This is a genomic window from Saccharopolyspora indica, assembly GCF_027853965.1.
GTDB lineage: Bacteria > Actinomycetota > Actinomycetes > Mycobacteriales > Pseudonocardiaceae > Saccharopolyspora > Saccharopolyspora indica.
In genome coordinates this window covers 42,963-54,352 of the sequence record NZ_JAQGLB010000001.1, presented here as the reverse complement: position 1 = coordinate 54,352, position 11,390 = coordinate 42,963, and the positions used below count along the sequence as shown (strand labels likewise).

The 11,390-nt window shown below is 68.6% G+C and carries 11 protein-coding genes; 2 read left to right on the top strand and 9 right to left on the bottom strand.

The window, feature by feature from the left end:
- Window positions 1-5 precede the first annotated feature (5 nt).
- The 7 genes from OU416_RS00260 to OU416_RS00230 all read right to left on the bottom strand — a co-directional run bounded on the left by OU416_RS00260 (window position 6) and on the right by OU416_RS00230 (window position 8,051).
- Window positions 6-1,724 (bottom strand): hypothetical protein, encoded by a 1,719-nt coding sequence (locus OU416_RS00260; RefSeq protein WP_270924709.1) that lies wholly within the window; start codon window positions 1,722-1,724, stop codon window positions 6-8.
- A gap of 28 nt (window positions 1,725-1,752) precedes the next feature.
- The gene (locus OU416_RS00255; protein ID WP_270924708.1) at window positions 1,753-2,808 is read right to left on the bottom strand and encodes a polyprenyl synthetase family protein; all 1,056 of its coding nucleotides are present in this window, start codon (window positions 2,806-2,808) and stop codon (window positions 1,753-1,755) included.
- Window positions 2,805-4,151 carry a hypothetical protein gene (locus OU416_RS00250; protein ID WP_270924707.1) on the bottom strand — a complete coding sequence of 449 codons (1,347 nt, stop codon included), beginning with the start codon at window positions 4,149-4,151 and terminating at the stop codon, window positions 2,805-2,807. The genes OU416_RS00255 and OU416_RS00250 overlap by 4 nt, the downstream gene beginning before the upstream one ends.
- A 27-nt stretch (window positions 4,152-4,178) precedes the next feature.
- Window positions 4,179-4,592, bottom strand: coding sequence for a hypothetical protein (locus OU416_RS00245; protein ID WP_270924706.1), 414 nt, complete (start codon window positions 4,590-4,592; stop codon window positions 4,179-4,181).
- A gap of 31 nt (window positions 4,593-4,623) precedes the next feature.
- Window positions 4,624-5,841, bottom strand: coding sequence for a hypothetical protein (locus OU416_RS00240; RefSeq protein ID WP_270924705.1), 1,218 nt, complete (start codon window positions 5,839-5,841; stop codon window positions 4,624-4,626).
- Between the two features lie 22 nt (window positions 5,842-5,863).
- The gene (locus OU416_RS00235; protein WP_270924704.1) at window positions 5,864-6,940 is read right to left on the bottom strand and encodes a hypothetical protein; all 1,077 of its coding nucleotides are present in this window, start codon (window positions 6,938-6,940) and stop codon (window positions 5,864-5,866) included.
- An 85-nt stretch (window positions 6,941-7,025) separates the two neighbouring features.
- Complete coding sequence (locus OU416_RS00230; RefSeq protein ID WP_270924703.1) at window positions 7,026-8,051, bottom strand: GlxA family transcriptional regulator; 1,026 nt, start codon at window positions 8,049-8,051, stop codon at window positions 7,026-7,028.
- Window positions 8,052-8,139: 88 nt separating this feature from the next.
- Here OU416_RS00230 and OU416_RS00225 point away from each other — a divergent pair, with 88 nt between their 5' ends.
- Window positions 8,140-9,393 (top strand): MFS transporter, encoded by a 1,254-nt coding sequence (locus OU416_RS00225; RefSeq protein ID WP_270924702.1) that lies wholly within the window; start codon window positions 8,140-8,142, stop codon window positions 9,391-9,393.
- A gap of 47 nt (window positions 9,394-9,440) precedes the next feature.
- Window positions 9,441-9,989, top strand: a complete 549-nt coding sequence (locus OU416_RS00220) for a hypothetical protein (protein ID WP_270924701.1) — start codon at window positions 9,441-9,443, stop codon at window positions 9,987-9,989.
- A gap of 44 nt (window positions 9,990-10,033) precedes the next feature.
- Here OU416_RS00220 and OU416_RS00215 read toward each other — a convergent pair whose 3' ends face one another.
- Both OU416_RS00215 and OU416_RS00210 read right to left on the bottom strand, forming a co-directional pair.
- The gene (locus OU416_RS00215; RefSeq protein ID WP_270924700.1) at window positions 10,034-10,957 is read right to left on the bottom strand and encodes an NAD-dependent epimerase/dehydratase family protein; all 924 of its coding nucleotides are present in this window, start codon (window positions 10,955-10,957) and stop codon (window positions 10,034-10,036) included.
- Window positions 10,958-10,972: 15 nt separating this feature from the next.
- Complete coding sequence (locus tag OU416_RS00210; RefSeq protein WP_270924699.1) at window positions 10,973-11,386, bottom strand: hypothetical protein; 414 nt, start codon at window positions 11,384-11,386, stop codon at window positions 10,973-10,975.
- Between the last annotated feature and the right edge of the window lie 4 nt (window positions 11,387-11,390).

Here is an 11,390-nt window from a genome sequence, read left to right as displayed (position 1 = left end):
GCCGCTCAGGTGTCGGTGTTCTTCTTGATGAGCTTGCGCGCGTCCTCGGTGACCCGGTTGCCGATCGACTCCCGGTTCTTCTCCACTTCCGCCTTGATGCCGTCCACCACGGCCTGCTTCGGCTCGTCCTTGTTCAGCTCCCGGTTGATCTCCTTGTCGAAGGTCCCACCGGTCTTGACCGCGATGGTCAGGTCGGCGAGCGCGATCGACGGAACCAGCTTGCCGAACTTCACGGTGAGGTCGGCGGCGTCCTTGCCCGTCACGGCGGCCTCGATGGCCATGGACGCCTTCTTGATCGCAACGGAGTAGGTCGCCTTGAGCGTGCCGGGGTCGGTGCCGATCTTGGCGGTGAGGTCCCCGGCCAGCGTGATCGGCGGCAGCGGCACCACCTTCAACGTGCCGTCGCGCGTCTTCACCTTCGTCTCGGTGGTGATCTCGCCCAGTTTCAGCACCGCGCTGATACCGCCGGCGATCGCCTTCATGTCCGCGGCCGGGAACAGCGCGTTCGAACCGCCGGTGAGCTTGGAGCCTTCCTTGAGGTAGATGCTGTGCACCTTCACCTTCTCCGTCGGGATCCACAGGTCGGGCAGCTTGACGTCGGCGGGCAGCTTGTACGGGTCCAGCGCCGGGTCGGTCAGCGACAGGATGGTCGCGGGCGGGAAGAACGCGCTGTCCTTGTTGTTCAGCGCGGTGCGCAGCCGGTCGAAGAGGTACTGGGTGACCGGGTGCAGCCGCTCGACGGTCCCGTCGTGGAGGCCGCTGTTGGGGACCGCACCGAGCGCGTCGTCGATCAACTGGCGGAACCGCCTGGTCAGCTCCGCGGACAGCGCGGTGCGGTTGTTCTCCTTGCTCAGCTCGGTGTTCACGCTGGCGAAGAAGGTCTTGGCGGCCGGCTCGCTGTTGAGCAGGTTCAGGAACATCTTCCTGTTGCCCTCGATCCAGTCCGCGTCGAACTTGGTGTTGCCCTTGTCGACCGTGAACCTCTCGTTGTCGAACTCGACGGGGTTGCTCTGGTCGCTCCAGCACTTCACCTCGACGACGGACAGCGCGAGCTTGCGCTGGGTACCGGATCCGGACACCGAGATGTCGCAGGTGATCTGCCCCTGGAGGGCGTTGAACCGCAGCGCGAACCCGCCCGTGACGTTGAGCTTCAGCTCCGGCCAGTGCGGCAGTTCCGGAACGGTGGTGCTGAGGGTCCGCTGGGTGAGCTCCGGCGGGTTCTTCTCCTTGTCGGAGATCCCGAGGTCCAGGCGGACGGAGTACTTCCCGGCGATCCCCACCTTCTTCGCGAGCTTCACCTCGTCCTGGTAGTGGCCGAAGGTCACCGGCACCACGCAGCGCAGCGCGGTCGCCGAGTGCTGGGAGACGGCGATGTCGCCGACGTGGGCGTTGGGCAGCCCGTCCACCTGCACCGTCAGCAGGTCGATCGCCGGCCACGGCCGGTTCGGGTGCACGAACAGCTTGAAGTCGTGCGGGAGGTTCTTCGCCTTCAGGAGCCTGACCAGTTCGCGGTCGCCGGCCGTGATGGCCCGCGCCTGCGCGGTCTTGCCCGGGTCACCGTCGATCTTCGGAATGGTCCACTTGTCGGCCTTGATCGGCAGTACGAGATTTCCCTTGTCGTCCTTGAGGGTTCCGAGGAGGTCCGGGAGCCACAGCTTCGAACCCTTCTTGTTCGCTCCCGCGCGCAAAACATTGGCGACGAAGCGGAACGGTTCCACGCTCATGTCCAACTCCTTGCACTGTCGACTGCGGTTACGGCGCCCGGTCCACGACGTGCAGCGCCAGATCGGCCAGCGCGGCGCGGTGCGGACCGGGCCGGAAAGGACGCAGGTACTCCAGCGCGTCCAGGGCCTGGGCCCGCGCATCGGCGTAGGCGCGGGCGAATCCGCGTGTGCGGCGCACCTCGTTCACGGCGTGCTCACCGCCGACCGGTTCGCCACCCCGGAACGCGCGGGTGACGGCGTGATCCGGGCCCAGCTCGTCCAGCGCGTAGATGATCGGCAGCGAGGCGCGGCAGCGCGCCAGGTCCATCCCCCGGGGTTTTCCCGACTTCTCCTCGTCCTGCACCAGGTCGAGCAGGTCGTCCATCACCTGGAAGGCCCGGCCGACTCGCCTGCCGAAGAACCCCGCGCGCCGGGCGTCGGCGGATCGGCCACCGGCCAGCACCACCCCGGCTTCGCAGGCCAGGCCGAACAGCACCGCGGTCTTGCGGTCGATCGTCTCCCAGTACCGGGCGAGCAGGAGGCCGGTGTCCCACGACGGGTCCACCTGGAGCTCGTCGAGTTCGCCGCAGCACACCCGGAACGCGGTGTCCAGCACCATCTTCACCAGGTCCATGTCCCGCTCGTGGTCGATGACGTCGATGAACCCGCGCACCGCCTGCACGAACTGCATGTCGCCGACGATGATCGCGGTCTCCGCGCCCCGGGCGGCGTTCACCGAGGCCATACCGCGCCGCAGCAGCGAGTCGTCCACCACGTCGTCGTGGATCAGCGTCGCCACGTGCAGCATCTCCAGCGCGACCGCCCCGTCCACGACCTTCTGCGGCGCCGGGCGCGGGCCGAGCACGAGGTGGGCGCTGAGCAGCAGCAACAGCGGCCGCAGCCTCTTGCCGCCGTGGTAGATCGCGTACTCGGTGGCGGTGAGGTAGCCGCGTTGCGGTTCCAGCCGGTCGGTCAAGGTCTCCTGGTAGCGGCGATGGGCGTCCGGCAGCAGCTCGTCCCACGCCGCCCGCACCGGATCGCGCGCTGCGGCGCAGCCCGGGAGGCGCAGCGCCGTCCGGCCCTGATTCTCGTCCAGTTCGGTCATCCGGCGATGCCCCCGGATGGCACGAGCGAGCCGTCCAGCACTGCGCGCCGGAGGCGGTCGGCCACGGCGTCGCGCACCAGGCTCTGCACGAAGTGCGTGCGCGCGAGCCGTTCCCGCGCCACGGCGCCGACCGCGCCCTGCCACCGCGAATCATCGATCTCCAGGTCGAAGACCGGGAGTTCCACTTCGATCAGCGGCTCCTCGTCCGGCCCGTAGTCCAAGATCACCCGAGCACCGTCGATGCGCGCGGTGCACGCGCTGCGGTGCAGCGTGGTGCGCTGCTCGGAACGTTCGCGTGCCCGTTGCAGCGCCCTGGCCCGGCGGGCCTGCGCCAGAGCCGCTCGCACGGGCGCGGAGAGCTGGCCGGGTACCGCACCCTCGGCGGTGGCGGCTGCGCCACCGGTTCCCGGCTCGGCGCTGTACAACGCCTGCCACTCGTCGAACGACTTGGAGACCGACTTCCCGGAGTGCTTCTCCACGACCTGGTACACCTCGGTCGCGGTCATCGCTTTCGTCGCCTCGGACGTGTTCCCGGTGTCCTTCTGGACCGTACCGCTGAAGTCCGCAACGGCTTTCGCCGCGTCCTTGTACTTCTTCTCCTCCTTGGGATAGGTCCTGGCCAGCTCGCTGAGGGCGTCGAACAGCACGCCCTGCCGGACGAACGCGCTGCCGTTGTAGCTCAGGTCTCCCGAGGCGCTGGACGGGTACTTCCGCTGGTCGTTGACCTTGGTCTTGCCATCGGCGACGGCCTTGGAGGTGTCCTCGGCCATCATCTTGGTGGCGTCCTTGTCCTTCCAGATGTCCTGCAAACCCCGGTCCTCCTGGAAGGCCTTGTCGAACGCCTCGTTGTGCTGGCCGAAGTCCGCGAGCATCTTCTTCGGCGCGGGCTTGCCCTTCTTCTCCAGTTCCTGGAGCTTCTCCCGCTCCCCCTTCGCCTGGGCGACCCACCACGCCTTCTTCTTGTCGTCGTCCGAGCTCCGTTCGGCCTCGGTCGCGCCACCGACGGTGGGCCGGAGCGCGTGCGGCGGCAGTTCGGACAGGTCGCCCGCCGTGTCGATGTCGACGATCGGGTCGGGGAACGCGGTCAGCGAGCACTCCCCGCTCAGTTCCAACGGCGGGAGCCGCAGGACGCGCCGCGCCTGCCCCGGAGCGGACTCCGCTGCCGCCCCGCCGTCCAACGCGATGACCAGCGAGCTCAACCGGAAGTTGAGCGCGCCGGTCGGATAGCCGACCTCCGGTGGCATTTCGACGGTGCGGGCCAGCGGGAACTCCAGGTCCTCGGTGACGGCGAACTCCCGCACCGGGTGGGCCGCTCCCCGTCCGGAACCGGATTGGCTGGTCATTGCGACGACCTCCTCGGGCCGGGCCGGTCAGGTGATGGTGATCTCCGAAGCGCTGAGCAGCAGCATGTCCTCGTGCGTGGCGACGCCGGGGTCCTTGAAGGAGACGTTGACCGCTTCGGTCTTGACCTTGAAGTCGAACTCCAGCTTGGGCTTGAGCGTGAAGTCGACGAGCTTCATGATCACGCCGCCGATCCGCCGTTCCTTGATCTGGCCGTTCACCACGTGGTCGCTCATCGCCTCGCAGACGAACAGGATCACCGGATAGGCGACTCCGGAGATACCGGTGGTCACCCACGACTGGTTCGGGGCGAGAGCGGGTTTGAGGTGGACGGCGTCCAGTTCGCTGGCCTTGATCTTCAGCTGGTGCTGGCCGTCGAGCTGCGCCGTGACGGTCAGGTACGGCTTCGAATCGATGTCGACGTCGTACTTGATGATGCTCACGCGGATTCCTCCGGCTGGGCTCGGGTCCCGGTCAGGACAGCGACGGCGTGGCGGTCAGCCGCGCCATCCCGTCGTACTCGTCGAGTTCGAGGTTCCGGAGCGTCAGCGTCACCTTCACCCCGGCGATGTCCAGCGGGATCGCGGACACGGTGAAGATGTGAGCCGACTTCCCGATCAGGTACTCGCGTCCCTTGGGGACGCAGTTGTCGACGATCGCCTGCACGATCGGCTTGCAGATCCAGGACAACCAGTGCCCGTCGCTGACCGCTTCTACCCAGAAGTCCTTGAGATCGGTGAGCTTCAGGGAGACCTTGTCCTCCGCGACGTTCAGATCGACGACCGCCTCGACCGGATTGGGGTGGGAGACGAACTTGTACCCGAGGTGGTACCAGACGAGCCAGTGCCGCCCGTCGACGGATGCCCAGCCGCCGAGATCCGGGTAGACGGAGAAGGTCTTCGGGCCGCTGGCGTGGACCTTGACGTCGTTGACCTGGAACCCCGCTGCGTACTGGTACCAGCCTCCCCAGTACTCGACGCCGCCACCGCGTCGCAAGGCGTAGCCCTTGATCAGCGCAGCCGCCAGCTGCGCGCCCTTCTCCATCGTGTTCTTGCTGAGCAGCACGTAGTTCCCGCGCTTGGGCAGCGCGGTGGTGGACGGCGGTGTGGCGTTCGGCCGGCCTCTGAGGTTCGCCACGGTGATGACCCGCTCGTCGCCGACTGCGGCGGCGATGGGGCCGAAGCCGAGCCCGTAGACGTCGATGTTCGGCACCGCCAGCCCGGCGAGCAGCTTGCCCGCCTCGCGCAGCAGTCTGGGCACGATGATCTGGCGGTAGATGATCCGGTCGGCTTCCACGAACCCGGTCAGGTCGACCTTGGCCCCGTGCGGGGTGAAGGTGCACCTGCCGTCCTGCGCGGTCAGCGTGCAGATCGCCTCGATCGAGGTGGTCCTGCCGTCGTGCCCTTCCCGCTTGAACCAGAACTTGGGGACGGCCAGCACGAACGCGTTGGTCGTCGGTTTGGGCGCTCCCTCGTTCTCCTTGATCGCGTCCCGCCACAGATCATCGCTCGGCGCCTGCAAGGTCAGGTAAGGCGGGTCCTCGATCTTCCACTCCACCCACTCGCTGTTCCCGCTGATCGTGACCTGCTGCTTGCCCTCCCGGAAGTTCTTGAGGTCGGGCCGCCCGTGCAGCACGCGGAGGGAGCTGTTCAGCGTCTCCTGATCGACGCACACGGCGAAGTCGTTGTCCACGAGATCATCTCCTCGGAGCTGGTCAGAGCTTGTTCCCGCCGCGTTCCACCGAGCACTTCTTCTCCGACATCGAGCCCGGATCCACCGATGCCACCGCGGTGATCACCGGCCGGGCCTTGATCCGCGCCGGATCCGACGTTCCCGGGAACGAGATGTCGAGCACCTTGTCCAGCCACACGGTCGCCCGCGGCTTCAGGTACTTGTAGTCCTCCCGCCAGTCCCAGAGCTGCCGCTCCTTCGCCGACATCTTCTGGATCTTCCCGCTGATCAACCGCCCGGCCAGGTCCTTGCCCAGCAGCGCGAAGACGTCCTTCTGCGGAATGGTGAGGTCGATTCGGGAATCACCGCGACCGGACTTCTGCACGGCGGTGATCAGCAGTCGCTTGTCGGCGATCAGCACTTCGCCCAGTTCCAGGTCCAGCTTGATCTCGGGCACCGGTTCGAGGACCGGGAGCTTCAGGCCCGCCAGCACCGAGTCGACCATGTCCAGGACTTGCGGCACGATGACCTGGTTGACGATCGTCTTGTCCCACTGGTTCCAGTGCGACTGGTCGAGCCACAGGGCCAGCGTCTTGATGGTCAGCGCTTTGGCCGCGACCTCGGCCTTCCCGTAGGCGATCACCTTCGTGGCGCCGCCGATCGGGTCTCCGCCCTCTCTCGTGAACTGGCCGAAGAATTCGGGGAGGATGACCGAGAACACCGCTCCGGAAGGAACCGAGGTGGCACCGCTGAGACTGTTCCCCTTGCGATCGATGCAGGTCTTCCACGTTTCCAGCGTGGGCGCCTCCAGCTGAAACCCGGGAGGTTTCCTGACGTCCCATTCGACCTTCGTGCCCTGGAAATTGCGAGTTCCTTTGAAGATATTCCCATCGGTGATCGGGTACAGCTTCCCGTACAGCTTTTCGACGGCAGCGGTGAGCTTGTCCTGCTGAACGCCGACGGCGACGTCGAATGGGCTGACTTTGACCCGCACCTGTCCTCCCGGAAATGGGGCAATCAATTTCCAGCCGGAGCAGAAACCAGATGAGCCGGCCGAATCCGCTGGAATCGAAGGTAACGCCACCCCGCAAAGGGGGCCAGGCGAGGATTCCCGGTTCACCCGCGAGACCTAACCCGATCGGACCGCCGCGCAGAACCGGAATGAACTGCGATCCGAAACAGCGGCGGGGAACCGCGCCATCCCGTCACAGATCAGAATTCCCGCCCATTTCGTGAATACTATTATCGCTCGCATTCTTCGCTCCCGGCGCGGTCGCCGCCAGGCGTTGCCGGGTGGGGCTCGCTCCGTAGCGGTCCCGGAAGGCTTGGCGGAGCGTTTCCGTCGTGCCGAAGCCGCAGCGGCGGGCGATCGTGTCCAGCGGCAGGTCGCTGGAGGTCAGCAGGTGGGCCACCGCTTCGGTTCGGGCCGCTCGGACGTAGCGGCCCGGCGTGGTGTCCAGCTGGTTGACGAACAGCCTGCGCAGGTGGCGGACGCTGATGCCCGCGCGGGCCGCCAGCGCCGGGGCCGAGAGGTCCGCCGCGAGGTTGCCCGCGATGTAGCCGAGGAGGTCCCGCACCACCCGGTCACCGGGCGGCCGCGCGGCCAGGAACATGCTGATCTGCGCCTGGTCGCCGCGGCGGTGCAGGTAGGTCACCAGGGTCTGAGCCACTTTCCGGGCCAGCGTCGGGCCGTGGTCGTCGGCGATCAGGCTCAGGCTCAGGTCCAGCGCGCTGGTCACCCCGGCCGAGGTGTGCAGGCGACCGTCCGAGATGTACAGCGGCACCGGATCCACCACGACGGCCGGGAACCTGGCCGCGATCCGGGCGGCGTGCTGCCAGTGCGTGGCCACCCGCTTGCCGTCGACCAGACCCGCGGCGGCGAGCAGCGAGACACCGGTGCAGATCGACACGATTCTCCTGCTGTCCCTGGCTATCCGGCTGATCTGCGCCACGATCCGCCGGTCCTCGCTGGCGGCGAAGTGCCCGTGCCCGCCCGCGACGATCAGCGTGTCCACCGGTCCCGCGACCTGTTCCAGCGCTCGCTGCGCGACCAGCGCGATACCGCACGAACTCCGGATCGTCGCGCCGCGCGAGGTCGCCAGCTCCACCGAGTAGGCCGGTGCGGCACCGGCCCGGTTGGCCGAGGCGAACGCGTCGCCCGGACAGGCCACGTCCAGCAGCTCGACGTCGGGGTAGCCGACGATGACGACGCGGCGGTCTGCAGTGCTCATCTGACCAGTTCCTCCCGGAAGGACATGTCGCACAGGATTGCGGACGTCTTTCGGCCCCGGCGGCGCGGTCTCGCGCAGAGTGGGCCGCATGACAGCGGTAGACAAGGGAAGCGGAGCGCCGCCGGTCGGCTACCGGTTGCTGGCGACGCTCTACACCGCGCAGTTCCTCGGCACCGCGTTCTTCGCCACCGCGCTCGCGTCCATCCTGCGCGACCGCGGCGTGGGGCTGGAGCAGCTCGGCCTGCTGCAAGTGGTTTCGATGCTCTCGGCGATGCGGGTGCTGTGGGCGCCGCTGGTGGACCGCTTCGGTTCCGCCCGGCGCGGGCACTACCGGTCGTGGTTGCTCGTCCTGCAGCCGGCGCTCGCGCTGGCGCTGCTGAGCCTGCTCGTGCTCGATCCGGTCGCCGACCTCGGGCTCGTGCTGTTCGCCGCGCTCGCCACCGGAGTCCTCTCCGCCACCCAGGACATCGCCGTCGACGCGCTCACGGTCCGGTTGTTGCGCCCCGAGCAGCACGGGATCGCCAACGGGATCCAGGTCGCGGGCGGCTACGTCGGCAGCCTCATCGGGGGCGGTGTCTCGCTGCTCGTCTACGACGAGTTCGGCTGGGCCCCGGCGGTGCTCGCGCTGGCGGTGCTGAGCGCTCTGCCCGCCGTGCAACTGCTCTGGCTCGCCGAGCCCGCCGAGCAGATCGCGCGGCCGCGCCTGCGGCACCGCTACGCCGCGCTGCTCGGCGTGCTGACCGAGCGCTCGAAGGCGCGCTGGACGCTGGTGGTGCAGCCGTGCTTCTTCGCCGGGATCTTCGCGGCGTACGCGCTGGTCGCTCCGATGCTGGTGGACGCGGGCTGGTCGCTGTCCAGCATCGGGCTGGTCGTCAACCTGCTCGGCGACACCTTGGCGATGCTGGGCGCGGTGCTCGCCGGAACTCTCGTGGCGCGGCTCGGCACTCGTGCATGCCTGGTCCTGCTCGGGCTCGTCATGCTGGGCACCGTGCTCGCGCTGCTGCCGCTGGCCACCGGCTCCGGTCCGCCGGTGGCGACGGGCGTGGCCATCCTGCTGTTCAAGATCGCCTACGCGGCATCGGCGACGGTGATCGCAACGGTGACGATGCGGCTGTCCAGACCGGCCACCGCGGGCGCGGACTACAGCGCCATGTCCAGCGTCGGCGCGGTGATCGCCTTCGGCGCGGGCAGCGCCGCCCTGGCCGTCGCCGGTGCCGTCGGCTATCCGGTCGCGATGGCCGCGGCCGCGGCGCTCGTCGGCGCCGGGGTGCTGGCGGTGCGGTTGCTGCCCGTGCGGGACGGGGCTGTCACGTCCGCGGCCGCTGCTTCGTCCGATGAGTGAACACGAGCGACGGTGGCTGTCGCCGACCAACCGATGGGGATGTGCCGATGTCAGAGGTCCTGGAGAAGTTCGTACCGCAGCCGCTGGGCGCCGAGCGCCACGAGCTGCACATCCGGCAGAGCCCGGAAGCCGTGTGGAGAGCGCTGAACACCTTCTCACCCGGTGACCTCCCAGTGGTTCGGCTGCTCATGGGCATCCGGTCGCTGCCGGACGCGGGTGCGGCGACCGCCGGTTCGTCGAGCATGATCGGGACGATGCTCCAGCGGGGCTGGTTCGAGCTGGCCACCGTGCCGCAGCGGTACGTCGTGCTCGGCTCGATCAGCCAGTTCTGGCGGCTGCGGCCCGGGGACTTCCGCCGCACCTGCCCTGCCGAGCAGTTCCGCGACCACGACGAGCCCGGTTTCGCCAAGTCGGCGTCGGTGTTCGAGCTGATCCCGATCGGCGGCGGCACCCTGCTGCGCACCGAGACCCGGATCACCGCCGGAACCGCGGCCCGCCGGAAGATGCTGTCCTACTGGCGGTTGATCCGGCCGTTCAGCGGGTTGATCCGCCGGGTCATGCTGCGCGCCGTGGCCCGCAAGGCCGCCGCTGCGTGAACCGGAGCGGGGCATCCCGGCCGCGGCCGGGATGCCCCGGTGGCTCAGGCCAGCCCGAGCCCGCTGCGCAGGTCCGGGATCCGCGGCGTCCAGCCGAGTTCGCGGGTCGCCTTCTCGTGGGAGACCCGCAGCGTCGTGTCGATCATCTGGCAGCCGAGGTAGGGCACGAGGCGCCGGAACACCCAGGCGGGCAACGAGATCGGCCGCGGCGTGCCGTGCGCCTCGGCCACGGTGCCGATGAAGTCCCGCCACCCGATGGGCGCGTCGTCCACGATGTTGTAGGCGTTGCCCGGCTCGCCGTGCTCCATCGCCGCGACCGCCGCCTCCGCGGCGTCCTGCACGTGGATCAGGCAGGTGCCGCCGGTCTTCCCCCTCGGCAGCAGCGGAACCCGCTTGCGGAGCAGGTCGGCGAACATGTCGCTGAACGCCTCCGGACCGTAGAAGAGCCCGTAGCGCAAGGCGATTCCCTCGATGCCCTCGGCGTTGAACGTCTGGCGCTCGGTGGCCACGCTGGTCTCCACCACGGGATCGCCCGCGTTGCCGAACATCCGGCCGAACTCGTCGTCCTCGGTGAGCACCCGGTCGCTGAAGTCGTGGTAGCCGTAGCCGGTGATCAGCGACTGGGTGACGAACCGCCGCGCACCGACCAGCCGCGCCGCGGCCAGCAGGTGCTCCGTGCCCGGACCGCGCAGCGCCTTCGTCGGATCGTCCTCGCGGATCCGCAGCCCGGCGTCGCGCATGGCCGTGGCCTGGTGCATCACCACGTCCAGCCGCATGCCGTCCACGGCCCGCAGCAGGCCTTCGCGATCCATCACGTCCGCGACCACCGGGACGGCGCCGCGCTGGCGCACCACGTCGCGGTTGGCTTGGTTCCGGATGATCGCGGTCACCTCGTGCCCGGCACCGGCCAGCGCGGTCAGCAGTGGTTTCCCGATGGCGCCGGTGGCACCGGCGAGCAGAACCCTCATGTCGTGCTTTTCCCTTCAGATTCGCGCGGTCTCGCGTGCCCGCACCGCTTTCAGCTGCCTGCGGTGCGCCACGAGCCCGGCCAGCGCGAGCAGCGAGACGAGCCCGAGCTGCCACCAGGTGTCCGGGCTGCCGCCGAGTTCGAGATCGGTGGCGTGGTTGATCGCGTGCAGCGTGTTGGTGACGATGAAGCCGCCCAGCACGATCGACAGCACGTCGCGCCACACCAGGGCGGAGAGCATCATCAGGCCGATGCCGATCTGGAAGACCCCGGCGTCGTGCAGGAAGTGCGTGTGGTTGGGGAATTGCGCGAACTCCGCGAAGCCCGGTGGATCGATCCGCATCCACATCCCGAAGACCAGCATCATCAGAGCGCTCACCACGGTCGCCAAGCGGACGAGCAGCTTGGCGGGCCGGCTGTGGCCGTCCATCATC